The sequence below is a fragment of the Bacillus sp. Bwzl_19 genome, from assembly GCF_054900515.1.
Genome location: NZ_CM142729.1, coordinates 3,404,212 through 3,428,616 on the forward strand (window position 1 = coordinate 3,404,212; position 24,405 = coordinate 3,428,616).

Here is a 24,405-nt window from a genome sequence, read left to right on the forward strand (position 1 = left end):
TTAATCAGCCTCTTTTTGCCGGATCATCTGATTAATGGCTCTGAGCTCCGGATCGCTATTCAGCAGATGAATTAATTCCTTTGCCGGAATATCAGGGCGCGCTCCTGCTTTTGCGTACAGCTCGCAGGCCAGCCGGTAGTCCTCTTCGGTATCGACGGTCAGCCGCAAGTGAGGAGCACGAAGTTCCTGCGGGGGTTCTGGAAAGAGGAGCCGATACTTCTCAGGAGATTCTCTTATCAAAAGTGTCACATGCTCCTGATATTTGTCCGCCAGCGTTTTGGCGGCGCTCAGTTCTGTTAAAAGATTCGCGTTTACCGCCTCGCCGCCGATGCCGAGCGGCGTACCCCCGATATACGTGTAATCCGCGTGCTGGTCTGAATGCGATTTAATCAGAAGATCAAGCAGCGAAGGATCGACAAACGGGTTATCCCCCGTCAGTCTGACTGCGATGGCCGGTTTTACTTGTTCGATGACTTGTGCAAACCGGTCAAGCACGCGCTGCTCGCTGCCGCGGTGCACACGGTAGTGCTTGCTGAGGCAGTGTGCGGACAGTATGTCGTCGGTCTTATTGTCAGACGTGGCGATGATCAGATTATCCCGTGATTGATCATAATACGCGCTTTGCCGAACTCTTTTGACAATCATATCGAGAATGGTATATCCGCCGATCGGCTTCAGCACTTTGCCTGGAAGACGCTCGCTTCCCATCCGTGCCTGAATGATAAACAGAATGTCAGTCATCATAAGAGCTGCCTTTCGTCAAAAGGTCATCCCAGGTGATGCCCGTGTCGGCGGGGATATCCCTGACCGCACGCGCCCCGTCAGTTAAAAGTTCAAAATACCTCGGGTGAAGCCCCTGCGGCTTTTGTCCGGGACGAAGAACGGCAATGTTATCCGCTGTAAAACATTCGCCTTTTTGAATCGGCGCTGTTGAAAAAATGCCTCTGTAAGCGAATTTCCTGATATCCCCCTCAATTGATGTCGTGGTTTTATGGGAGCTTCCCGACAGTATTTCCGGCACCGGAGCGTGATGCCCCTGTCTCAGCTCCGCTTCAGCTGAACGGATCGCCGCAACCATTTCCTTTAATTCATCCGGATTGAGGGCGAAGGAGTGATCGGCGCCGGGCAGGTTTTTGTCTATCGTAAAATGCTTTTCGATCAGCTTCGCTCCGAGCCTGACAGCTGCGCACGGGACGTCATACGGGTGGGCGCTGTGGTCGGAAAAGCCGATCACAGCATCCGGGAAAGCGGCGGCGAGCATGGGAATGACGCTCAGATTGCTGTATTCAGGCGGTGCGGGATATTTCGCCACACAGTGCATAATCGCAATCTCTTTGTTCCCCTCGCCGGTAATAGTTTTATAAGCCTCCTGAATATCTGAAATATCAGCGCCCGCGGTTGAAAAGATAATCGGGGTCTTCAGCCCCGCGACATATTTCAATAACGGCAGATGGTTCAGCTCATAGGAGGCGATTTTAAAAGCTGACGGAGATGTCGCATATAATAAGTCCGCAGAGCCTTCGTCACATACCGTGCTTAAAAACAGCACGCCTTTTTTCTTACAATAGTCAAGCAGCGGTTCTATCCATTCGGCGGGCATTTCCATTGATTGCACTAAAGAAAATATTGAGACGTCTTTACCCGCTGCGGTTTTGTACAAGCCGGGGTCTTTCTGATACATTTTGTCCGCCTGAAACATTTGAAACTTGACTGCATCCGCACCGGCCTCACTGGCCGCGTCTATCAATTCAAACGCCTGGCTCAGTTTTCCGTCATGATTAATCCCGGCTTCGGCGATGATGAAAACGGGCGAACCTTCGCCGATTGACTTCGATCCGATTTTGCATGATGCCATCAGTCCGCCTCCTTCCCGGGCCACACATGATAATAGTAATAAGACGCATCCGCTTTAAATCCCATTCTTTCATACAGGCGGATGGCTCTTACATTGTGAAGCTGCGTTCCCGCTGATACAGTCTTATGCTGAAAGCGCAGTGATTGTTCAATAATGCGCGCCGCTAAATGGTATCCCGCGCCCTTTCCTTCAAATCCCGGTTTTACCGCCATCAGATCAAGGACAAATTCATCGCCTTTAGACAGCCCTTGAACAAAGCCCACGGTCTCTCCCTTGTATTTGGCGGCGAATTGTAAGGAAGCTCTGCCTTCCGCATTATTCCGCGCCCACTCTTCAAACAGGCGGTTTGCACTTTCATAGCTGAGATGAGGGTCTTGGTAATACCTGCTTTTTGTAAAGGCGTCGCGGGCCAGCCGGCTGATCGCTTCCGTGTCGCCGGGTCCGGCTTCTGTAATCTCAAACGGCGGCCAACTGTTATAAACACGCACCGGACTGACGAGCTTGAACAAACTCCCGACAAAACAGGCGGTCGGAAGCTGCTGAACGACCTGCATAGCTCCGACATCTTCAGCCGGTATTTTAATAAATATAAAATCGGTGCCGTCAGCCCGCCTTGAGGCGTAAAACTCCTGAAACAGCCTTTTGAGCTGCCCGGTGCTGTTTGCGGCTGCGAGCTTCACATTGATGATTTTTTTTTGGAACAATTGACTTTCCCACGAAGAGTTTTCGTATAAAATCACGCCTTGAAGGCTGTTTTCTTCCAATAAACAGAGCGACGATTCATAGGCCTCCGGCTGAATGCCCTTTTGATGGAGAAAGGCTTGAATCATGTCTTGAGTAAGATTTTCCCTCAGTCTGTACACCTAATCAGCCCCTTTGATGATATCCGTAACGGCTGCAATGACGTATTCAACGTCATCATCTGTCATTGACGGATAAAGAGGGAGTGATACGGTGCGGTGATAATACGCGGCCGCGGCCGGAAAATCAGTTTCCTTATATCCGTATGTTTTTTGATAATACGGATGGAACGGAACCGGAATAAAATGAACGCTTGTGCCGATATTATATTGGTCTTTCAAAGCGGAAATCAGATCGTTCCGGCTGATTCCTGCTTCCTGCTCCTCTACTTGAATAACATACAAATGCCATGCATGCCGTCCGTTCTCACTGACATATGGGACGGTCAGCCCTTTCATGTCTCTGAAGGCGTCCTGGTAGCGGGCCGCAATTTCGGCTCTTCTTTCCTGCATGCTGTCAATCCGTTTCAGCTGATGAAGCCCAAGCGCCGCCTGAAGATCAAACATATTCATTTTATAGCCGGGCGTTTCGACCTCATAGTACCAGCTTCCGTTTGAAGAATAACGGTTCCACGCGCCTTTGCTCATGCCGTGAAGGCTGAGCACCCTGATCTGGTCGGCAAGCCTGTCATCATCCGTCGTCAGCATGCCGCCTTCTCCGGTTGCCAGGTTTTTTGTCGCGTAGAAACTGAATGCCGTCGCGTCCCCGATTGATCCGATCATTTTCTGTTTATAAGTGGTGTACACGGCATGGGCCGCATCCTCTAAGACAAACAGCTGATGCTTTTCGGCAATGGCCAGAATCTGATCCATCTCACACGACTGGCCGGCGAAATGAACGGGCACAATCGCCTTTGTCTGCGGGGTCACAGCCGCCTCAATTTTCTCAGGGTCCGCATTCAAGGTAAGCGGATCAATGTCTACAAACACCGGAACTGCGCCTGTATGCACGATTGTATTGGCTGTTGAACTGAACGTCACGGCAGACGTAATGACCTCGTCGCCGGGACCGATCCCTTTCGCTTTCAGGGCCAAAAACAACGCGGCGGTACATGAATTCAGCGCGATCGCGTGCTTTGCTCCCGTCCAGGCGGCGAAAGCTTTTTCAAACGCCTCCACTTTCGGTCCCTTTGAAAGCCAGCCCGTTTCAAGCGTATCAATAACCTCCTGAATTTCGTCCTTCCCGATCATGGGCAATGAATAGGGAAGAAAAGATGATCTTTTTTGCACCATTTTCTTTGCGCTCCTATCTTTTTTATGAAGGGTCAACCCGTCTGAAGTCGACTCCGGTTTTTTCCTGAAGCACTCGGCATAAAGCGGCCAGCGAATCCTGAACAGGATAGTTCGCGGCGATAAAAGTGCGGCGCGCCTTTTCTGCCTTTTGATATTCGTCGGGGCTTTCGCATACCCGAATCAATTCCTGAGCAAGCGCCTGCGGGTCCTCAAAAGCAAATTCCCCGAGAGAATGATAATAAGGGTATTGGCGGGTTCCCGCTGATTTTCCGATCAGTACGGGTTTCTGAAACAGCATCGCTTCAAGGCCGACCGTTGATGTCTGCGTCACCGCGGCGTCAACATACGGGAGAATATCATAAAGCCCCATTTCTTTTTTGATGATTTTGCCGGCTTTATATTTCCGCAGCACCTGATGGTAAGCATCCAGCTTGTTTTTGCCGATTTCCCACGGATGCGGTTTAATAATAAGCTGCATGTTCTTATGCTTGATCAGTTCTTCAAGAACTCCCGTATAAAATTCATCAGAGAACGGCTGAGTGGCGATCAGCACCGTTCGCTTTGACGGGAGAAAGGAAAGCTTTCGGTAAAACGTGTCCTTATCTATCGGCTCTCTTGAGAAAATCTCGTCGAAACGGGGATGACCCGTGATGATGATTTGTTCCTCCCTGCAGCCTTTTGCTTTATACCACTCCGCTTCATAAGCCCCGAACACAGCCTGATAGTCCGTAAACACGGGCAGAAACGCTTCATCTCCCATGAGCGCCCCATGCTGAAGACAGATGCTGACGGCGTTTTTTTTCGCGCACATCAGCGCAAGCACACGGCTGTAAATATCCTCTGTCGTGCCGACTACAACGGCGGAAATGTTCTCGGCCGTAAACAAAATATCAATGGCATCAATCGCTTCAATAAATAACGGAATGTCTTTATACAAACGCTCCTGAAACGCTCTGTTTCCGAAAGCGGGATGGCTGCTGTGCTCTTTCAGAATGGAATGGGCTTTTTCAATATAAGGGACGGGGTTCCCTTTTTTGTCCATTCCCGTCAGCTCCAATTTGCTGATAACGGGCAGCCCGTGATGATCAGGAAGACTCCATCTGGCTAAAACCGCCGTTTTCGCCGGATCAAACTGCCGGTAGTTTCCCTCGGTGAATCGAAGGTGGTCAAAATGCAGAATGACTTTTCCGTTTACCGGTTTCTCATCTGTTTTCTTAATGGTTTGCTTCTTTTGATCAAAATAAGACTGAATATTGGCTTCAGGAATATGCCGGTCAGCCGGGCCGAAAAGCTCTGGGTTCTGCTCCATGCTCTCCCGAAGCGCCGGACTGATATATTGATAAAAATTACTGATCAATGCGAGCGGGATGTCTTTGTAGCGAAGTGAATGAAAAAGGTCAATATACTGCCGGTACAGCACCCAATAGTTCGCTAAGTATGCCGACAAGCCCTCACCCCTTTCCAAGCTTTTTTAATGATTCCCTCAGCTCTCGGCACGTGGTCTGCTGCGGAAGGCTGTTCACAAACTCGTTTTTCTCCGCCGCAAAAAGCTGATAATGGATGGATTGATCGGTAATATAATTGATGTCAAGCTCCTCAGCAATCGGGTAAAACGGATAAAAATGATTCACTCTCCAGAAGAAACGGGCGTCACCGATCCGGTAAAACGCGGGGCTTTCATCCCAATAGGAGCCGAATGCCGATTTGACCTGTTCCAGCACGGAAAACCGGTGCATGACCGAACAATGGTCAATGGCGCACGGCGCATTCCACACAATCCGTTCGGCGGGCCTGGCCGTTTCCTTCACCGTCTCTTTCTGTTCATTCAGATGATAGGTTTTGGAACTTGAATACACAACGGCTTTTTCCGGGTCGTCATCAAGCTCTTTCACCATTTTCTCAAGCCGGTCCGGCACATACGTGTTGTCGTCGGTCGCATACGTCACGTATTCGCCCTCCGCCATTTCTATTGCCTGATTAATCAAGGCCGCATAGCGTGTTTTTTCCGTTCTTTCTTTGACGCCCGATACATCGCTTTGATAAAACCGGACGCGGGGATCCGTGAGAAAAGGGCGTATTTCCGCCAATGTCGCTTCATTTGAGTTGTCATCCATAATGAAAAGCTCAAAGTCTGTAAACGTCTGAGACAGAATACTTTTAATTGAGCGGGCCACATAGTCACTTTTGTTATAGCTCGTCATGATCACTGACACTTTAGGCAACTCGTCACCCCCTTTTCGTACCTGAAACTACCGCTATCATATGTTCCTTATGTCAAAGATGCGCTAGGAATACAGACTATTATGTGAAAAGTCAGCTTTGCGCGCACAAAAAAGGCCGGCTCTGATGGCCGGTCTCAGGCAGCGTGTTTTCTTTTTTCGCATAAATCTTTCTAAAGGCTCATATGGTGGAATAGATAAAAACAGCAGCCGCTCTGACGGCTGTCTGATTACTTGTCAGGAGGTTCCAGCATCACGAGGTTTTCATCAAAGGAGGAACAATATGAAACCGAAAAAGAATCAATATCAGCAAATGCAGGGGATGGGGATGGGAATGGATATGCAGGGATTCCAGCCGCAGCTCGGGCCTAATCCTTATCCGCAGCCTCAGGGCCAAGGATCACAGATGATGCCGATGCAGCAGCAGATGTCGATGCCGATGCAGCAAGGCCAGCAGAGCTTCGGCGGGGGGTTCCCCGGCCAGACGCAGCCGCAGCAGCAGGGCGGCAGCAGCTTTCAGATCCCGTCAGGTCCATCATCGTCACAAAACGTTCCCGGCATGCTGCCGATTGAAGAGTCATACATTGAAAATATTCTGCGGTTGAATCGGGGCAAAACGGCGACGATTTATATGACGTTTGAAAACAGCAAAGAATGGAATTCAAAGATTTTCCGCGGCGTGATTCAGGCTGCGGGGCGTGATCATATCATCATCAGCGACCCGAAAACGGGTACCCGTTATCTGCTTCTGACCATTTACCTTGATTACATCACGTTTGATGAGGAAATTGCTTATACTTATCCGTACTCCATGTCTTCTTATTCTCCGAGATAAATCAAAAAGCCAATCGCTCACTTGGCAGAGGATTGGCTTTTTTTCTTTATAAATATTTGACGGCCGCGACGACAATCATAATCCACGAAATAATAAACGCCACGCCGCCGAGCGGTGTAATCGCTCCGAGAATGGAAATCTGCGTCACGCTCAATACGTACAAGCTTCCAGAAAACAGAACGATGCCCGCAAACATCAGCCAGCCCGCGACAGAAACGCTCCCCACGCCAGAGAGCTTTTCGGCTAAAAACGCGACAGCCAGAAGGCCGAGCGCGTGATACATATGATATTGCACGCCTGTGTGCCATACCTGCAAATATTTATCAGGGATTTTCCCTTCAAGCCCGTGCGCCCCGAAAGCACCCAGCGCCACAGCCAATAAGGCGTTAATCGCACCCAGAATAATAAACACTTTCATCTATTCTTCTCCCGCCTTTTCGTTAAAGTTTCCAATTCAATCATAACCCAACATCGGGAAAATTCAACGCCCGTCCTCCGATGACACGAGATTGTCGGATTTTTTCTTTTTGATAAGATAGATCCGGTCGACCGCTATCGCCAGCAGCGTTCCGAGCACAAGACCGTTGCTTAAGAGCGAAATCAGAATCGGATGCATGCCTGATAATGCGCTCTCAGGCACAAACATCACACCGACTCCCGTCAGAAGCGCCAGACCGATAATGGAGCGGATTCGTTTTTGCTCCGCTTTCTCATAAGAGTCAAACTCCGTAAAGGCAAGACCCGCCATTGTGGAGAAAACGACGAAATTCACCGCAAAGCCGACCGGTGAGGGCAGACTCGCAAACGCATTCATAAATAATGGGATCATACTGATGATAGCGACAAATACACTGCCCAAAAGAAACGGCTTTTTCGAAGGAAGCTTCGTCGTCTCAATAAAACCGGCCGCCCCTGAGATCGGCACAGGCGCAATGCCTCCCGTCAATCCGCTCAAAAGGTGGCTGATCGAGGCCGCAAACCCGGCCGGGCGCTCACGCCGCTTCCCTGCGGTGCCGCCGAATTTTTTCACCGCCGCTTCAACAACCCGAATGCTCGCAAGCATGTTGACAATCAAAAGCACTGTAATGAAGAGTGATGTAATGATCAGTCCGCTGTCAAACACAGGTTTTCCAAACGGAAAGAGAGTCGGCAGCTGAATGATGCGGTCCGGTATTTGAATCGGTTTGGCAGCGCCGAAGACCGCAAACAATATCCATCCGCCCGCAAGCGAAAGAAGAATCGCATACTGCCTTAAAAACGTAACATGTGATCGGGACATGATGAACATTGCGGCCGTCACAACCATGGCAAGCCCAAAGACAAGGCCGTCGACGCTGTTTTTTAAATAGCCGATGCCCAAAAGACCTTTTACTATCGGCTGACTCAGCTGCATGACCAAAAGCAGCAGATACACGCCAGTCACAACCGGCGTAAACAGTACGGCCAGCCGTTCAATCACTTTAAAAAGGCTGAACAAAAAGAAAAAGACAGCGCTTAATAACAGCGCCCCCTGAAGCGCCCGCAGCGTCTCGCCGAATGTCGTGAACACCGTGCCCGTCAGTCCGCCGTAAATCGTATACACGCCCCACCATAAGCCTGCCGGGCTTTCATTAATCGGCAGACGATGTCCCTGAAGACATTGGATGACCGCGGCGACGCCGAGCACAAAAAATGTACTCTGAATCAATGCGGCAGAATCGGCATGGTTCAAGTGAAATGATTGTGCGATGGCGACAGGAACCACAATCGCAGCCGCGATCATAAATGCCGTCCATTGCAAACCCCCGAGTATTAGTTTCAAGTCAATCAACCTCTCCTGTTAAAAATCGAAAATGGAATCCCCGTTTCCGTCTTCCCCGCGTTCGTCTTTCGTTTTTTTCTGATATTGATTCAGCCCGGCGCTGCCCATCATTTTTTCAAGCAGAAGCGGGTCTGTCGAAGGAGACGCGGAAGGCTTCGGCGCCTCTTTCGAAATCGGATTCTGCACAGGCGCCACAGCGGTGTGCGTCTGGGTGCCGAGCACGACGTCACACAGAGAGCGGACGGCGGCCACGTGCATTTTGATCTCCTCGGCGCGGGACGCCGTTTTTGCCTGCCTCAGTTCTTCTTCCATCTTCTGAATCAAAGCAGAGATATGTATGTTCATGAGTAAATCCTCCAGCAGTAATTTGTCTTCTTCCTGCATTTTATCAAATTTCTGACCGAATCGCAGAAATGAGTTTGTTATTTTTTCTGACAGCATACGGCCCCGGGCGTCAAAAAAGGCGTTTCCGCCGGGCGGAAACGCCTCAAAAAACCGGTTATTGCGGCAGATCGGGGATGCACCAGTCAATCGGCTGCTCCCCCATTTTTTCAAGGGCGGCGTTTGTACGGGAAAACGGTCTGCTCCCGAAAAAGCCGTTCCTTGCCGAAAACGGGCTCGGGTGAGTCGATTCAATAATAACGTGTTTCGATGTGTCAATACGCTCTTTTTTCATCTGTGCGTGACGTCCCCACAGGATAAAGACAATCGGCTTTTCTCTTTCATTCACCACATCAATGATGCGGTCAGTGAGCCGCTCCCATCCCTTGCCTTTGTGGGAATTAGCCTGGCCGCGGCGAACCGTAAGCACTGTGTTTAACAGCAGCACTCCCTGCTTCGCCCAGCTGACGAGTGATCCGTGATTCGGTACGGAGCAGCCGATATCATCCTGAAGCTCTATGAAAATATTTTTCAATGACGGCGGCTGTCTGACGCCGGGCTGAACGGAAAAACTGAGCCCGTGCGCCTGTCCGGGACCGTGATACGGATCTTGTCCGAGAATGACCGCTTTTACATCCTCATAGGACGTATAATGCAAGGCATTAAAAATATCATGGCTGTCAGGATAAATCGTTTGGCTGCTGTATTCCTGTTTCAGCATCTCTCTCAGCTCTTGATAATACGGTTTGTCGAATTCATCTTTCAGCTGATTCCACCAGCTGTCTTTTAAAAGCTGTTTCAAACTGTCCGTCCCCCTTATGAACTGTGCAGTCTCGAATAGACGGGCTTTCCGTCCCACACAATGTCAGTCGGCGCCTCCCGCCTCTTCATATCCGGCTCTTCAAGAAGAACCGCGAAGTTTTTCGTCGGGAGCTCCCCAAGCCCGTGCTTTTCGCTTAACCGGTCTAAGTACTGCTTCCGTTTGGCGCCGAGATCCGCGGACTGATTGCCGCCTCCCTCAAAAAACGCATAGATGACGCTCGCGCAAGGAACACGCTTCACACGGTGCTGTTTCGCAGCGCGTAAATAAAAATCCCAGTCCCAATAATTATGGACATCCGGATCAAAATATCCTAACGTGTCATGCAGAGAACGTCTGTACATGCTGCCTGACGGAACATACGTGGAAAACACCCGCATATCCTCATAATCGGCCGTATAGGCGAATGGCTTCCGTGATACCGGATATCTCGTGTTGTCCCGTTCTTCAAATGACACAATTTCCGCGTCAGCATGAACAAAGTCGGCATCAGCGAGCTCAGCCGCCATTCTTTCCAAATGGCCCGGCGTAATGAAATCATCATCATCGCACAGCATGATACAATCACCTGACGCTTGTTTCACACCGGCGTTTCGAGCTTCCACATGACCGGCATTCTGTTCTAAATCAATAATCTGAATCGGCAGATCGCTGTACAGCTGCTTCGCTTGCTCGACCGATTCCCCCGCATCATTTACGATGATCACTTCATAAGGCTTTACGGTCTGCCTGGAAATTGACTCCAGCAGCTCACACAAAGCCGGAATCCGATTATACGTGACTATGACAATTGATATATTCATGATCCGCTCCTTCTGCTTTTTCTCATGTTCTATTAAAACATAAAGCGGCTGAGAGATCAGGGGGGATTTTTTATTTCACCCGGTCAGACACATATCCAGGTCATGCCCGCCAGCAAAACCAGAATGATCAGAAGGTCTCCCCAAACCATGCATACCGCCTTGATATCAAATCTGCCCGCATCCATGACATTCCAAAGTTTTGACTGATAAACAGGCACCAACACCAGCGCATAACACGTGCACAAACAGATCAAGGCCGGCGGAACAAGCACTGTCAAATCATTCCTCTAAGCCTTCCGTATTGTGATCAGGAGAAAATCTAACTATAATGAGATATAAAACACTGATGGAGGCCATTGATATGTCAATGCACAAAGCACTTACTATAGCCGGTTCTGATTCCAGCGGCGGCGCGGGAATTCAGGCCGATTTAAAAACATTTCAAGAAAAAAACGTATACGGAATGACGGCTTTGACCGTTATCGTAGCGATGGACCCGGAAAACAGCTGGGATCATCAAGTGTTTCCGATCGATGCCGATACGATTCGCGCACAGCTTGCGACGATCGTTGACGGGATCGGCGTAGACGCCATGAAAACGGGAATGCTCCCTACCGTGGAGATCATTGAGCTTGCGGCGAAAACGATTAAAGAAAAACAACTGAAAAATGTCGTGATCGACCCGGTCATGGTCTGCAAAGGAGCGAACGAAGTGCTGTATCCGGAGCATGCCGAAGCGCTGCGCACCCAATTGGCCCCGCTGGCAACCGTCATCACCCCAAACCTGTTTGAAGCAAGCCAGCTGAGCGGTATGGATGAATTAAAAACGGTGGAAGACATGATAGAAGCGGCCAAGAAAATTCACGAACTCGGCGCGAAATATGTATTAATTACAGGCGGAGGCAAACTCAAACACGAAAAAGCGGTTGACGTGCTGTATGACGGGAAAACCGCGGAAGTATTAGAAAGCGAAATGATTGATACGCCTTACACACACGGAGCCGGATGCACATTCTCCGCAGCCGTTACTGCGGAACTGGCCAAAGGCGCTGAAGTGAAAGAAGCCATCTATGCGGCAAAAGAATTTATCACCGCCGCGATCAAAGAATCCTTTCCGCTGAACCAATACATCGGACCGACTAAACATTCGGCGATGCGTCTTAGCGGAAAATAAAATAAATATCCCCCTCATCGCCTGAGGGGGATTATTTCATTTTTTTCGCGGATGACCGTAAAAACATTTCAATCGATTGCACAAAGAGCGCATATTCCTTCATCTGTTCATATGTATGGCTAAGCCGATCACTCCATTCGTTGTGCGGCTCGGCTCTCTTGAGCATGCGTTTCAGCTGAAGCAATACTTCTTTATATTCTTCCCGCTTATCTTCCACTTGCTCTGCGGCTTTGACAAGTAAACATTTCGGCGTCATCTTCTGATTCTTCAAAACTGAGAAAACAACTCCTTTTATTCCTGAGAATAGTAGTCTTTTGTTTGAAGAATAGCACAGATGGCATAGGTTTCACATAAGAAAAAAGGACGATTTTCTACAAAAGTGTCCAAATTGAGGCATTTATTTCCGTGCTCCCTGTCGATGTAACCGTTACCTCATCATTTCCCGGGAAAGGAAAATATCTGGCGCTGAATACCTCTTCTCCATCATTCAAAAACAATTCGATGGAGGATGCATCCAGAAATAGCTGCACGGAATGCACCTCACTTATGGCGCAGCTTCTCGTTTCTTTTTCCTCTCCGCTAAAAGCGGTGCGCTCCAGCACGGCGAGTCCCTTTTCCTGATGAAATATAAACCGGGCCGCGCCCCGAATAGAGATTTCAAAACCAGATTTATAAGTGATGTCATCCAGCAGCACTTCAGCCCGGGACGCATCTTTCACCGGAAGGGCTGCAGACGAGCATTCCAATTGGAGACGGCGCTTTTGTTCATCCGTACGGCGCGATTTCATTTCCGGGAGCGGACGCTGTATGATTCTGCCGTTTGACAGTGACAGCTGTCTCGGCATCGTCAAACAGTGAACCCAATGATACGCATGTGTCGGATGTTTGTCCTCCTCCTGATCAGGGACGCCCATCCACGCGAACAGAATCCTCCGCCCCTTATCATCTTCCAGCGTCTGAGCCGCGTAAAAATCAAACCCTCTGTCAAGCTCCGTGAATTCACCATGCTTAAACTCAAGCGGCTCTATATCCAGCCTGCCGAGGAAATAGCCCGCCTGGTGGCTGTTATGATATTTCATCCCGTCGGCGTCAAGCCCCTGCGGACATACGAGCAGCACGTCGGTTCCGTCAAGAGAAAACAAGTCCGGGCATTCCCACATATAGCCGAATGACCCGAGACCGCCGGAATCTGCCCCCGCAATCGCACCGACAAATGTCCAATCCGTTACATTCTCTGATGTGAATAACACAGCGCTCCCGGTGAGCTTTTCTGTCTGCGCCCCGAGCACCATGTAATACGTCCCGTCTTTCTTCCAAACCTTCGGATCACGGAAATGAGCGGTATAGCCTGCCGGGAGACGCGCGACGACTCCTTTTTTTTCAAATACTTTCCCATCTTCGGATACGGCGAGGCATTGATACGTTTCCCGATTGCCTTCTTCGTCACGGACATTGCCTGTGTATATCAGGCAGAGCCGGCCGTCTTTTTCGATGGCGCTTCCGGAATAACAGCCGTTTTTGTCATACCATTCCCCCGGCGCAAGCGCGATTTCTTCCTCTTTCCAATCAACAAAATCCTTCGTCGTCACGTGAGCCCAAAATTTCGCGCCATGTCCCGTATGAAATGGCTGCCATTGAAAAAACAAATGATATACACCGTTCCATTGGATCACGCCGTTCGGATCATTTAAAAGCCCGACCGGCGGCATAATATGATAGTTCTGACGATACGGATCTGATGCAGCGGTTTCCCCCCGCTTCTTTTTCGCTTCCTCAGCCTGCAGCCGCAGCTCTTGATCAAGTGTACTCATTTGGCGGCCTCCTTTTCTTTAGCTCCCATAATGTAAGCGGCAATAAACGCCGACACAGAGGCGATGCCCATTCCGATCAGATAGTTTATGAGATTTCCTAAACCGAGCGGAGCCGTGATGGCAATCATCGGAATTCCGGTCAGTCCGTAGGCATTGGCGGCGACACCGGTCACCACGACATAGGCGCCCCCCAGCGCTCCGCCGATCATTCCCGCGATAAACGGCTTGCGGTATCTGAGGTTCACACCGAAAATAACAGGTTCTGTTACGCCGAGAAAAGCGGAAAACGCGGCAGGCAGAGCGATTTCTTTCATTTTCGCTTTTTTCGTCAGGAAAAATACAGCCAGTCCCGCCGCGCCCTGAGCGACATTCGCCATCGACCAGATAGGAAGGATATAGTTTCTGCCCAAATCAGCGATGAGGCCGGCCTCAATCGCATGAAAGCTGTGATGCACACCGGTAAGCACAATAAGCGGGTAAAGCCCTCCGAAAAGAAGTCCGGCAGCAATGCCCGCGTGATCATACACATATGTCAGCGAGACGGTAATGCCTGATCCGATCGCTCTGCCAAGCGGACCGATTGCGACAAAGGTAATAAATCCGGTCACAATCACCGTGACAAACGGCGTGACCAATAAATCGAATGCGTGAGGCACAATTTTTCTCGTGCCTTTTTCCACCCTGCTCATAATGTAAACGGCCAACAGTACGGGGATGACCGTCCCTTGGTAGCCGAGAAGCGCAATGTTGAAGCCGAAGAGTTCCATAAAATCAGGCGATGCATCCGCAAGCCCCCACGGATTCAAAAGCGCCGGATGGATCATAATTCCCCCGAGCACCGCACCGAGATATGCATTTCCGCCAAATTCCTTCGCCGCGCTGAATCCGATGAATACGGGCAGGAAGATAAAAGCCGCGCTTGAAAACATGTCGAGAAGCCGAAACAGCGATGATTGTTCAGACACCCAGTGAAAGGCCTTCATCATGCCGAGCAATCCCATTAAAAGGCCGCTTGCTACGATAGCCGGAATGATGGGAACGAATATGTTAGACAGTGTTTTCGCAAATCTTGCTGCCGGGTTCAGCTTTTTTTTCGCTGCGTCCTGATGTGTCTCACGATCCTCCCGCCCCAGATCGGCTTCTTTTGAAAACGCGTCATACACTTTATTCACGAGGCCGGTACCGAATATAATCTGGTATTGTCCCGAGCTGCTGAAAGCCCCTTTTACTCCTTCTATTTCTTCAATGCCGGCCTGGCTGATCTTCTGCTCATCTTGAATGACGAGCCTGAGCCTGGTCGCGCAATGTGTCGCACTGATGATGTTTGATTTCCCTCCGATATGTTTGACAAGCTCTTTTGCAATTTCTTGATAATCCATTATGTATCCCCCTTTCTAAAATCAAAAAAGACCTAAAATTCGCCAACGAAAAAGGACAACATGATCCCTTTTTCATGTACGCAAATTTTAGGTCTTGCCTGCATAACCAGTCACAATCCCGCCGGATTCAGTTTTTTGATGCGCTTTCATTTTATTTCATGACAGCGCTTTCGTCAATATGTTATCAAAAAAAAGTCTGTTTCTCCAAACAGACGCGTTATTCCGGGTTTTTTTGCAGACGCTGGACATGCAGCGTAATATAGCCGGCCTCGGATTCCGGCAGTTCCAAATCATATTCATTTTTTAAAAACGCCGCCAGTTCAAGCGCACACCGATAAGCAAACGGATACTTTTTTTGGATGAAATAAAGCATCTCCTCGTCCATGGAATGGAGGGCTTCATTTGAGTCCAACCGGCTGACCGCATACCGCAAGTGCGTGACGAGGCGCTGATATGAAATACTGTCTTCATCCACCTTCTGTTCAAAAAAGGATTCGATCTTTTCGATCATTTCTTTGATCATGGTTGTATGCTTCATCGCCGAATACATGCTTTTGGCATCCGCCTTGGCAGTGTGGATATGAAGCGCGATATACCCCGCCTCATCATCAGGCAATGATATACCGAGGGTCTGTTTCACATGTTCGACCGCCCAAAGGCCGATCTCATATTCTTTTTTATAGAGCGCCTTAATTTCATGAAGCAATCGGTTATGCACATGAAGGCCGTTTTGAATCCTTTCGATCGCAAAGGATAAATGGTCCGCCAGCGCAATATGAATATGATCGCTCAAAGGTGCCGCAAGCTCTCCCTCCGCATGGCTGATGATATCTTCAGCCGCTTCTATATGCTCTTCGGGAAGCGTTTCTAACACTTGTTTGAACTTTTCATTTTCGTCGTGCACGACAAATATTTTTTCAATTTTATGTTTTTGAATCAAATCATTCTTTCTCTTTTGAAAAGCGATTCCGGGACCCATTACGATCTTTTCCCGTCCGTCTTCTTTTATTAACGCCGCATTGTTATTTAATACTTTGTCTATTCTCAAGAGGTTCGCTCCCGTTCATATGTTTAGTGGGATTGTACCCTCTTTTTCATATGATGTAAAGATACCGGACCAGCCCGCTCCCGTTTCGGCAATTCTTTGCGGACAGGTATCCATCGATTTTTATCCAGCCTGCCGCAGGCCGATTTCGTTTCATCGGTCAGATCCGCCGATCGTACCCGGCTCACAAACGAAAACGCCTCAGCCGTCAGCTTCGCTTTCTTATGATAGACAACTTGGTTTCCGTACACGGCGGCTAATTGAAATCTTCCGTCACCCGGCGCCATCCAGTTCATCAGAAAGACCATCCACACCCGTAAAGATACTAGCACACGTTTCATTGCAAATCATCCCTCCGCTTCTTTTTGACAGACAGCTTGTTCGCAGGCCTGTTTTCTCTCCGCTTTAACGGAAAAGGCGGCCGATCCTTCTCCGCTAAAAACTAGCGGGTCTAGCAACCCTATGACTCTATGATAGACGCGGCCGGACGAATTGTTTGTCACAATATGAGTGAAAAAACAAACTAGTTTTAAGAAGTTTTGTTGAAAGCTGATGGAAATGACCTGAAAAATGGAGAAGCGGTTAAAAAAAGTTATGCACATCTTATCCCTTGGTTAAGCACAGCTTAAACACAGGACATATCCACATATCCACAAAACAAATCTATATTTTGTATAGGAACATTCGTTCCCAACAATATATATACACAGATTTATTCACTTATACACATGATTCTGTGTATAACTTCCTCCTTATTCACAGATCAATTTCCATAAATGAGTCCTATGTCACAAGGAATATTTTGAATTTTCGAGAAATATATACTAGATTTCTAATTTTAGATAAAGAAAAAGGGGGAAACACGATTGAAAAAAGGAATCATCCGTTATCTGCTTCCGGCTTTTGTCTTATCCTTTACCTTATCCACAAGTTCACAGGCTGCGCCGGCTTCAAAACCGCAAGCTCCTGATCTCGAGAAGGCTGAGGTGTTCGGTGACATTGATATGACCACCGGCAAACAAACGACGGTCATCGTGGAGCTGAAAGAAAAATCACTGGCCGAAGCAAAGGAACTCGGCAAAACACAAACAAAAAACAAGCTGAAAAGCGAACGCGCAAAAGTGAAAAATAAAGCGCTCAAAACGATTAAACACGGAAAGATCAACAGGGAATATGAGCAAGTGTTTTCTGGTTTCTCCATGAAACTCCCGGCAAATGAAATCCCGAAACTGCTGAGTGATCAGGATGTCAAAGCGGTTTATCCGAATGTCACCTATCATACCGATCAGCTGAAAGATAAAGACATCACCCTTTCCAAGGATGCCGTGTCTCCGCAGATGGATGACAGCGCGCCTTATATAGGGGCAAATGACGCGTGGAAGCTCGGCTATACGGGCAAAGGCGTCAAAGTTGCCATTATTGATACAGGCGTCGAATACAAACACCCTGACTTAAAGAAAAATTTCGGGCAATATAAAGGATACGATTTTGTGGATAACGATTACGATCCTGAAGAAACGCCGGCCGGTGATCCGAGAGGCGCTGCGACTGACCATGGAACCCATGTCGCGGGCACGGTTGCTGCAAACGGAACGATTAAAGGCGTCGCGCCTGATGCAACGCTTCTGGCCTACCGTGTGCTTGGTCCGGGCGGAAGCGGGACAACGGAGAACGTCATCGCCGGCATCGAACGCGCCGTACAGGACGGAGCGAATGTCATGAACCTTTCGCTCGGCAATTCTGTGAATAATCCGGACTGGGCGACAAGCACTGCGCTTGACTGGGCAATGTCAGAAGGCGTTACGGCCGTTACGTCAAACGGAAACAGCGGGCCGAACAATTGGACCGTCGGCTCTCCGGGAACATCCAGAGAAGCCATCTCCGTCGGAGCGACACAGCTGCCGCTGAACGAATATGCCGTCTCCTTCGGTTCTTATTCCTCAGCGAAAGTGATGGGCTACAACAAAGAAGATGACATAAAAGCGCTGAATAAAAAAGAAGTAGAACTCGCAGAAGCGGGTATCGGCGAGCAAAAAGACTTTGAAGGCAAAGATCTGAAAGGAAAAATCGCGGTTGTCAAACGCGGCAGCATCGCCTTTGTGGATAAAGCCGACAATGCCAAAAAAGCGGGCGCGATCGGTATGGTTGTGTATAACAACGCCGCAGGAGAAATTGAAGCCAACGTACCGGGCATGTCCGTGCCGACCATTAAGCTGTCATCAGAAGACGGCGAAAAGCTCGTCAGCCAAATAAAAGCGGGCGGCACAAAAGCGACATTCAATTTATCCGTGGCTAAATCGCTCACTGAACAAATGGCAGACTTCTCTTCACGCGGTCCGGTTATGGACACGTGGATGATAAAACCTGACGTCTCCGCTCCCGGCGTAAACATCGTCAGCACCATTCCGACCCATGATCCGGCCAACCCGTACGGCTACGGATCGAAGCAGGGAACAAGCATGGCTTCACCGCATGTAGCCGGCGCAGCTGCTGTCATCAAGCAGGCTAAACCGAAATGGAGCCCGGAGCAAATAAAAGCCGCACTCATGAACACGGCGGAAACCTTAACGGATGCGGACGGTGACGTATACCCGCATAATGCGCAGGGCGCCGGAAGCATCAGAATCATGAAGGCGATCAAAGCAGATTCTCTCGTCGCCCCGGGAAGTTATTCTTACGGAACGTTTATGAAAGACAAAGGCAATGAAACGAAAAAAGAAACATTTACGATTGAAAACCAATCGTCCATCAGAAAGTCATATCAGCTGGAATACTCTTTCAACGGCACAGGCATTACCGTTTCAGGCACAGACCGGGTCGTGATTCCCGCTCATCAAACAGGAAAAGTCAATGCGAAGGTAAAGGTCAATGCCAAAAAAGTAAAAGCAGGCACATTTGAGGGAACAGTCACAGTGCGTGAAGGCGGAAAAACAGTCGCAAAAGTGCCGACGCTTCTGATTGTAAAAGAACCGGACTATCCGCGCGTGACTTCGATCGACGTACAGGACGGCACAGCGCAAGGTTCCTATCAAATTGAAACCTATCTGCCGGCGGGCGCCGAAGAGCTAGCCTTCCTTGTGTATAACAGCAATCTTGACTTTGTCGGCCAAGCCGGCATTTATAAAAAACAAGATAAAGGCTATCAATATTTCGACTGGAACGGCAAAGTCAATGGTGACACCGCACTGCCGGCAGGAGAATATTATATGCTGGCCTATGCCGCGAACAAAGGGAAATCAAGCCAGGTGCTGACTGAAAAACCATTTATCATTGAATAACCAAACAACCCTGCTGGAGCATCAGCAGGGTTTCTTTCTGATCATTCGGCAAAGGCTTCGCGAAGCAGCCGGTATGACTGAAGTTTATCTTCAAAATGATGAGTAATGGTCACAGCCATCACTTCCTCCGTACCGTATGCTTTACTGAGAGCCAGAATCTGTTCTTTCACTTGCTGCTTTGTTCCGATGATCATTCGATTCCGATTATCGGCAATTCGCCTTTGTTCATATGGTGTATACGTATTGCCGCGGACGGTTTCGTAAGACGGTACGCCATGAAGCGGAATCCCCTGTTCCCCCGCAAGCAGCGTATAATCCATGACGGCAGCGAGTTCCTCCGCTTTCTCCTCAGTGTCCGCGCACAGCACAAACACCGCCACGGCCGTTTTTGGTTCTTTTCCTAATACAGAAGGTTTAAATCGGCGCTTATATTGTGCCGTCGCGCTTTCTCCGCCTTCTCCATTAATAAAATGGGCAAACATATAGCCTGCTCCCGTTTCTGCGCTCAGAAGCGCGCTTTCCCCCGATGAACCGAGCAGCCAGACTTCCGGCGCCGTCTTAATAAGCGGGGATGCCGTCAGATTCGGAAAACGGTGATTGTCATCGGCTTCATCATGCAAATACATCGCCAGCTCACGAATCTGCTGCGGGTATTGATCAGCATTGCGCTTCCCGCCGTCATTCAGCGCCCATGATGCAATCGGCATTCCGCCCGGCGCCCTCCCCAATCCGAGATCGATTCTGCCCGGCGTCAACCCTTCAAGCATGCGGAAGTTCTCCGCTACTTTATAAGCGCTGTAATGCGGAAGCATGACACCGCCTGAGCCTACACGAATGTCGTTCGTTTTCGCCGCAATATGGCTGATCAGCACTTCAGGGCTTGAACCCGCCAGCCGCTCTGAAAAATGATGCTCTGACACCCAAAACCTCTTATATCCGAGCTTCTCTGCCTCCTGCGCGAGCCTCACCGTATCCCGCAGCGCGCTTTCCGCAGAACTCCCTTCTGATACAGGAGATTGATCTAATATACTTAATGAAATCATCACTGTCACCTCCTCAACATCGTACCACTGCTAAGCCGATCATATGAAGTCTGGCGACTTTCTTCGTCATCTTGGTTTGTTATTACGATGATTTAGCTTCCTCGCGACCTCACAAATGCCAAACGGGCTGCCTTTATCTTTAACCTCAAGGAATACTGCAATACCACCTGATTGCTTCTTTTGTTTCCATCGCAAGCGATATCGGCACGCTGGCTGTGTGTCCGTAGACGAGCGGCTCGGAACTACAGCCATGTTAATATTTACAAAGAGGGAGATGTTAAGAAATGATCTTAACCTGACATCTTGTTGTCAAGTTTTAACGGATATACTAAAAACCCAGAGGTGAGCGGATGCAAATCAGCAGATTATTTCAAGTGATTTATATTTTATTGGAAAATGGAACCGTTACGGCACCCGAGCTGGCTGAGCGGTTTGAGGTGTCTGTCAGAACGATCTATAGGGATGTTGAGGCTTTAAGCCAGGCTGGAATTCCGATTTATACCATACAAGGGAAAGGGGGCGGCATTTCCCTTTCCGACAGGTTTGTTCTGAACAAATCTATGCTTACCGACAAGGAGCAGGATGAGATCCTTTTTGCTCTCCAAAGCTTAGCCGCCGCCCAATACCCTGATTCTAATGCGATTTTTGAGAAATTGAGCAGCCTTTTCAGGAAAAACAACATCAACTGGATTGAAGTGGATTTTTCCTCATGGGGAAGCGGGCAAAAACAAAAAGAGCTGTTTGTACTTCTGAAACAGGCAATCTTGGAGCAGAAAGTGATTTCATTTACCTACTTGAGTGCTGCCGGAGAACAAAAAAGCCGGAGAGCCGCGCCAATGAAACTGCTCTTTAAAGATAGAGCGTGGTACATTGAAGCCTTCAGTTTCGAAAAAAACGCTTTAAGAACCTTTAAGATTAACAGAATGTCGAATGTCCGACTTTTAAACGGAGAGGAGATGGGACTTCACCTTCAGCATGGCTGGTCGGAGCCTTCCGTGACTTCTTCTGCAGAAGAATCGGTTAAAAAACCGCAGAGAATCCCTCTGGTATTAAAAATAGACCAAGCGGGAGCCTATCGAATCGTGGATGAGTTTAAAGAAGAGGACATTTTAAAACTGGAAGACGGGTCTTTCCGGGTCACTTCAGAGATTCCTCCCGGTGAATGGCTTTATCACTATCTGCTTTCCTTTGGAGATTTACTGGAAGTCATTGAGCCGGCGTCTGTCAGACTTGAAATGAAAAACCGCACTGCCAGAATGGCCGAAAAATATTTGAGGTAACTGGACACGATGCTGTCAGGTTCTGTTGATTAAACTAGCCTTGTACTCAACATTTGAAGGAGGATTCAGCAGAACGATGGAAAACAGTCCGTACTTATTAAATATGAGCAAAGAATTTGCAGGTAAACGGGTCCTAGTGACCGGCGGAACACGGGGAATCGGCAGAGCCATCGTCAAACGGCTGCATGCGGCAGGAGCTGAAGTTATAGCTACGGCAAGATCATTACCCGAGGCATTGCCTGAAGGCGCAGGGTTTATTCAAGCCGATGTCTGCCTTCCAGAAGGCGCAGATCATATCATTAAGGAAACAATTCATACATTCGGCGGTCTGGATATTTTGATTAATAATGTGGGAGGTTACTCAAGTAGCACGGCAGGGGCTTTAGCTTTAACAGACGAGGATTGGCAGACAGCGTTTAACGCAAACCTGTTTTCTTCCGTCCGCCTCGATCGCGGATTTCTGCCTTACATGGTCAAGCAGCAAAGCGGAGTGATTGTCCATATATCATCTATTCAACGAAAGCTGCCGGGCAACATGACCATGCCTTATTCGGCTGCCAAAGCTGCACTAGTTAACTACAGTAAAAACCTGGCGACCCAATTCGGCCCTGAGGGGATAAGAATCAACGCACTAGCACCGGGGTTTACCGAAACAGAAGCAGCTGAACAGTTAATTGAGAGAATGGCTAAACAAGCCGGAACCGACTATCTAGCCGCCCGTGAGCAGTTAATGGACGAGCTTGGCGGCATTCCCCTCGGCCGTCCGGCTCAACCTGAGGAGGTTGCCGAGCTTGCCGCATTCCTTGCGTCAAGCAGAGCCTCTTATGTAACGGGTTGTGAATATGTTATTGACGGCGGAACCATCCGCACCGTTTAACGAAATGACAAAGGAGTTGATCTTATGGAGCCTAATGCGCTTCCGCAAGTTATACAAGAGTTTATAGCCGCTTCCAATAAACCCGATCCGGATGCCTATATCGACTGTTTTTCGGAGGATGCTTTGATCTTTGATGAGGGCAAAGTGTGGGCAGGCAAATCCGCTATAAGAAAATGGAGTGCCGAACATCATTTTGATGCAAACGTAACGCTTGACTTACAAAGGCATAGACAGGATCAGGGGGAAATCACGGCGGTTTTTAAGGTTGACGGCGATTTTGACAAAACCAGCCTGCCGAACCCTCTCTATTTAGATTTTTATTTTCAGATTCATAATCACAAGATTAAGCAGCTGGCGATCCAGCTTTCTACAGGACCTGAACAAACAGAAACGGTAACCCAGATAAGAAACCAGGAGGAACATAAAAATGATAGTAAATAACGTGCTGCTGAAGCTGAAGGACATGAGCCCAGAGCATATCAAGCAAGTTCAAACCGTTCTGCTGGGCATGAAGGGAAAAATAGACGTTCTTCTCGATGTTCAGGCTGAAGCTAACATTCGCCCTGCCCCTTCAGGATATGATTTGATTCTGATCACTAAGTTTGCATCCTTGGGGGATATGGAAAAGTACCTTACACACCCGGTTCATCAGGACATCGCCAAGTTTATTGGCACGGTTCTGGAAACGCAGGCGTCCGTTTGCTATGAATTATAATAAGACGATGAGGAATGACTGCCAGCTAAGTCAATTAACTTCACTTATATACAGAAATCAGCCATATACACGTTATTCACTGTTTTAGAACTTCGGTAAGGCAAACAGAGCTGCTCTGTTGTGTATTGAATGCAGTCTCGATTATTAATGAAAAAAAGACGATATGTGAAAGTTCAAAACCCGGAACAGCAGCTCATCAAATTTTAGAACTGTACATCATCGCAGATGTTCCATTTTGTCGAAATATGTTACACGTGAAACATAAAAAAACCTCTCCCGTCAGGAGAGGTTTTATTTCTTAATTTTTTTGAAAACCTTTATCTTTAACATATTGATTTAAATAGGTTCTCGGTTTTTGTTTCATGAACTGCAGAATTTGATCAGACCACGTTTCAACCCGCTTGCCGTTTGTCCGTTTATCATAATAAGCGGAGATGGTTTCATCATATTCCTTCATATAACTGCGGAAGTTTTCTTCATTCGTATCGTACGTGTTTTCATGATATACGGCTTGTTTCGGCAGACGCGGCTTTTGGCCGGACGGATGCGCGGGATGGCCGACTACCAGACCGAACAGCGGCAGCACATGGTCAGGCGTACCGAGCACTTCCGTCACCTGATCAAGTTCATTCCGAATGCCTCCGATATAACAAATGCCAAGGCCCATTGATTCTGCGGCAACACTTACGTTTTGTGCGGCAAGTGCGGCATCAATGACGCTGACCATAAACATTTCCGTATTCTCAAGAAGCTCTGTAATGTTTTCGCCTTTTTCTTCCGCAAGTTTTTTATGGCGGTACAAATCAGCACAAAACACAAACAAGTGCCCGTTATTCTCGACGTAAGGCTGATTTCCGGCCAGCGCCGCCAGCTTTCTTTTTTTCTCCGGATCGGTTACCCCGATGATGGAGTACGCCTGCACGTAACTGGACGTTGACGCCGCCTGGGCGCTTTTCACTAATGTATCTATCTCTTCCGCTGTCAGAAGCTCGTCAGTAAATGATCGGATCGACCGATGATTAAGTATGGTTTCAATGGTATTGTTCATATAAAAGC

Annotated in this window: 26 protein-coding genes; 7 read left to right on the forward strand and 19 right to left on the reverse strand. The window is 48.6% G+C overall.

Going from position 1 to position 24,405, the window contains the following annotated elements:
* Genes ACW5MY_RS18070 through ACW5MY_RS18095 form a run of 6 tightly spaced genes read right to left on the reverse strand, consistent with a single transcriptional unit; the run spans window position 1 to window position 6,110 of the window.
* The gene (locus tag ACW5MY_RS18070; protein WP_014472356.1) at window positions 1-741 is read right to left on the reverse strand and encodes a cytidylyltransferase domain-containing protein; all 741 of its coding nucleotides are present in this window, start codon (window positions 739-741) and stop codon (window positions 1-3) included.
* Window positions 734-1,855 (reverse strand): N-acetylneuraminate synthase family protein, encoded by a 1,122-nt coding sequence (locus tag ACW5MY_RS18075; protein ID WP_013354002.1) that lies wholly within the window; start codon window positions 1,853-1,855, stop codon window positions 734-736. The genes ACW5MY_RS18070 and ACW5MY_RS18075 overlap by 8 nt, the downstream gene beginning before the upstream one ends.
* A complete protein-coding gene (locus ACW5MY_RS18080) occupies window positions 1,855-2,718 on the reverse strand; it encodes a GNAT family N-acetyltransferase (protein WP_289394018.1) in 864 nt (287 codons plus the stop codon). Before ACW5MY_RS18080 ends, ACW5MY_RS18075 begins: the two co-directional genes overlap by 1 nt.
* Window positions 2,719-3,888, reverse strand: a complete 1,170-nt coding sequence (locus tag ACW5MY_RS18085) for a DegT/DnrJ/EryC1/StrS family aminotransferase (RefSeq protein ID WP_013354004.1) — start codon at window positions 3,886-3,888, stop codon at window positions 2,719-2,721.
* Between the two features lie 22 nt (window positions 3,889-3,910).
* Window positions 3,911-5,335 (reverse strand): capsular polysaccharide export protein, LipB/KpsS family, encoded by a 1,425-nt coding sequence (locus tag ACW5MY_RS18090; RefSeq protein WP_013354005.1) that lies wholly within the window; start codon window positions 5,333-5,335, stop codon window positions 3,911-3,913.
* Between the two features lie 4 nt (window positions 5,336-5,339).
* Complete coding sequence (locus tag ACW5MY_RS18095) at window positions 5,340-6,110, reverse strand: glycosyltransferase family 2 protein (RefSeq protein ID WP_013354006.1); 771 nt, start codon at window positions 6,108-6,110, stop codon at window positions 5,340-5,342.
* Window positions 6,111-6,390: 280 nt separating this feature from the next.
* Here ACW5MY_RS18095 and gerQ point away from each other — a divergent pair, with 280 nt between their 5' ends.
* Window positions 6,391-6,942: a spore coat protein GerQ gene (gene gerQ / locus ACW5MY_RS18100; RefSeq protein ID WP_013354007.1), complete on the forward strand. Its 552-nt coding sequence runs from the start codon at window positions 6,391-6,393 to the stop codon at window positions 6,940-6,942.
* Window positions 6,943-6,988: 46 nt separating this feature from the next.
* On the opposite strand, the gene ACW5MY_RS18105 is transcribed toward gerQ, so the two are convergent.
* The 6 genes from ACW5MY_RS18105 to ACW5MY_RS18130 all read right to left on the reverse strand — a co-directional run bounded on the left by ACW5MY_RS18105 (window position 6,989) and on the right by ACW5MY_RS18130 (window position 11,019).
* Window positions 6,989-7,360: a DUF423 domain-containing protein gene (locus tag ACW5MY_RS18105; RefSeq protein WP_013354008.1), complete on the reverse strand. Its 372-nt coding sequence runs from the start codon at window positions 7,358-7,360 to the stop codon at window positions 6,989-6,991.
* A 63-nt stretch (window positions 7,361-7,423) separates the two neighbouring features.
* On the reverse strand, window positions 7,424-8,743 hold the full coding sequence (locus tag ACW5MY_RS18110; RefSeq protein ID WP_013354009.1) for a purine/pyrimidine permease: 1,320 nt from the start codon (window positions 8,741-8,743) through the stop codon (window positions 7,424-7,426).
* An 18-nt stretch (window positions 8,744-8,761) separates the two neighbouring features.
* The gene (locus ACW5MY_RS18115) at window positions 8,762-9,184 is read right to left on the reverse strand and encodes a YwdI family protein (RefSeq protein WP_289394471.1); all 423 of its coding nucleotides are present in this window, start codon (window positions 9,182-9,184) and stop codon (window positions 8,762-8,764) included.
* Between the two features lie 58 nt (window positions 9,185-9,242).
* Entirely contained in the window at window positions 9,243-9,926 is a 684-nt protein-coding gene (locus ACW5MY_RS18120; RefSeq protein WP_013354011.1) for a uracil-DNA glycosylase, read from the reverse strand.
* Window positions 9,927-9,940: 14 nt separating this feature from the next.
* Window positions 9,941-10,747, reverse strand: a complete 807-nt coding sequence (locus ACW5MY_RS18125; protein WP_013354012.1) for a glycosyltransferase family 2 protein — start codon at window positions 10,745-10,747, stop codon at window positions 9,941-9,943.
* A gap of 83 nt (window positions 10,748-10,830) precedes the next feature.
* Window positions 10,831-11,019, reverse strand: coding sequence for a hypothetical protein (locus ACW5MY_RS18130; protein ID WP_014471204.1), 189 nt, complete (start codon window positions 11,017-11,019; stop codon window positions 10,831-10,833).
* 89 nt (window positions 11,020-11,108) lie between these two features.
* On the opposite strand from ACW5MY_RS18130, the gene ACW5MY_RS18135 reads away from it, so the two are divergent.
* Complete coding sequence (locus ACW5MY_RS18135; RefSeq protein WP_013354014.1) at window positions 11,109-11,921, forward strand: bifunctional hydroxymethylpyrimidine kinase/phosphomethylpyrimidine kinase; 813 nt, start codon at window positions 11,109-11,111, stop codon at window positions 11,919-11,921.
* A gap of 31 nt (window positions 11,922-11,952) precedes the next feature.
* On the opposite strand, the gene ACW5MY_RS18140 is transcribed toward ACW5MY_RS18135, so the two are convergent.
* The 5 genes from ACW5MY_RS18140 to ACW5MY_RS18160 form a co-directional block, all read right to left on the reverse strand.
* A complete protein-coding gene (locus ACW5MY_RS18140; protein WP_013354015.1) occupies window positions 11,953-12,177 on the reverse strand; it encodes a hypothetical protein in 225 nt (74 codons plus the stop codon).
* Between the two features lie 115 nt (window positions 12,178-12,292).
* Window positions 12,293-13,732 (reverse strand): sucrose-6-phosphate hydrolase, encoded by a 1,440-nt coding sequence (locus tag ACW5MY_RS18145; RefSeq protein WP_013354016.1) that lies wholly within the window; start codon window positions 13,730-13,732, stop codon window positions 12,293-12,295.
* Window positions 13,729-15,111 (reverse strand): sucrose-specific PTS transporter subunit IIBC, encoded by a 1,383-nt coding sequence (locus ACW5MY_RS18150; protein WP_013354017.1) that lies wholly within the window; start codon window positions 15,109-15,111, stop codon window positions 13,729-13,731. The genes ACW5MY_RS18145 and ACW5MY_RS18150 overlap by 4 nt, the downstream gene beginning before the upstream one ends.
* Before the next feature lie 217 nt (window positions 15,112-15,328).
* Entirely contained in the window at window positions 15,329-16,159 is an 831-nt protein-coding gene (locus ACW5MY_RS18155) for a PRD domain-containing protein (protein ID WP_013354018.1), read from the reverse strand.
* Between the two features lie 23 nt (window positions 16,160-16,182).
* Window positions 16,183-16,497 carry a hypothetical protein gene (locus ACW5MY_RS18160; protein ID WP_013354019.1) on the reverse strand — a complete coding sequence of 105 codons (315 nt, stop codon included), beginning with the start codon at window positions 16,495-16,497 and terminating at the stop codon, window positions 16,183-16,185.
* 525 nt (window positions 16,498-17,022) lie between these two features.
* Here ACW5MY_RS18160 and ACW5MY_RS18165 point away from each other — a divergent pair.
* Entirely contained in the window at window positions 17,023-19,434 is a 2,412-nt protein-coding gene (locus ACW5MY_RS18165) for a S8 family peptidase (RefSeq protein ID WP_013354020.1), read from the forward strand.
* Between the two features lie 41 nt (window positions 19,435-19,475).
* Here ACW5MY_RS18165 and ACW5MY_RS18170 read toward each other — a convergent pair whose 3' ends face one another.
* Entirely contained in the window at window positions 19,476-20,477 is a 1,002-nt protein-coding gene (locus ACW5MY_RS18170; RefSeq protein WP_013354021.1) for an LLM class flavin-dependent oxidoreductase, read from the reverse strand.
* Between the two features lie 350 nt (window positions 20,478-20,827).
* Between ACW5MY_RS18170 and ACW5MY_RS18175 the strand changes: the two genes are divergently transcribed.
* From ACW5MY_RS18175 to ACW5MY_RS18190, 4 genes are all read left to right on the forward strand, one after another.
* A complete protein-coding gene (locus ACW5MY_RS18175) occupies window positions 20,828-21,757 on the forward strand; it encodes a helix-turn-helix transcriptional regulator (RefSeq protein WP_013354022.1) in 930 nt (309 codons plus the stop codon).
* A gap of 76 nt (window positions 21,758-21,833) precedes the next feature.
* A complete protein-coding gene (locus ACW5MY_RS18180) occupies window positions 21,834-22,634 on the forward strand; it encodes an SDR family oxidoreductase (protein ID WP_014471207.1) in 801 nt (266 codons plus the stop codon).
* 24 nt (window positions 22,635-22,658) lie between these two features.
* Window positions 22,659-23,075, forward strand: coding sequence for a YybH family protein (locus tag ACW5MY_RS18185; RefSeq protein WP_013354024.1), 417 nt, complete (start codon window positions 22,659-22,661; stop codon window positions 23,073-23,075).
* A complete protein-coding gene (locus ACW5MY_RS18190) occupies window positions 23,062-23,349 on the forward strand; it encodes a Dabb family protein (RefSeq protein WP_013354025.1) in 288 nt (95 codons plus the stop codon). Before ACW5MY_RS18185 ends, ACW5MY_RS18190 begins: the two co-directional genes overlap by 14 nt.
* Window positions 23,350-23,647: 298 nt before the next feature.
* Here the strand turns inward: ACW5MY_RS18190 and nfsA are convergent, their stop codons facing one another.
* A complete protein-coding gene (gene nfsA / locus ACW5MY_RS18195) occupies window positions 23,648-24,397 on the reverse strand; it encodes an oxygen-insensitive NADPH nitroreductase (RefSeq protein ID WP_014471208.1) in 750 nt (249 codons plus the stop codon).
* Window positions 24,398-24,405 lie beyond the last annotated feature (8 nt).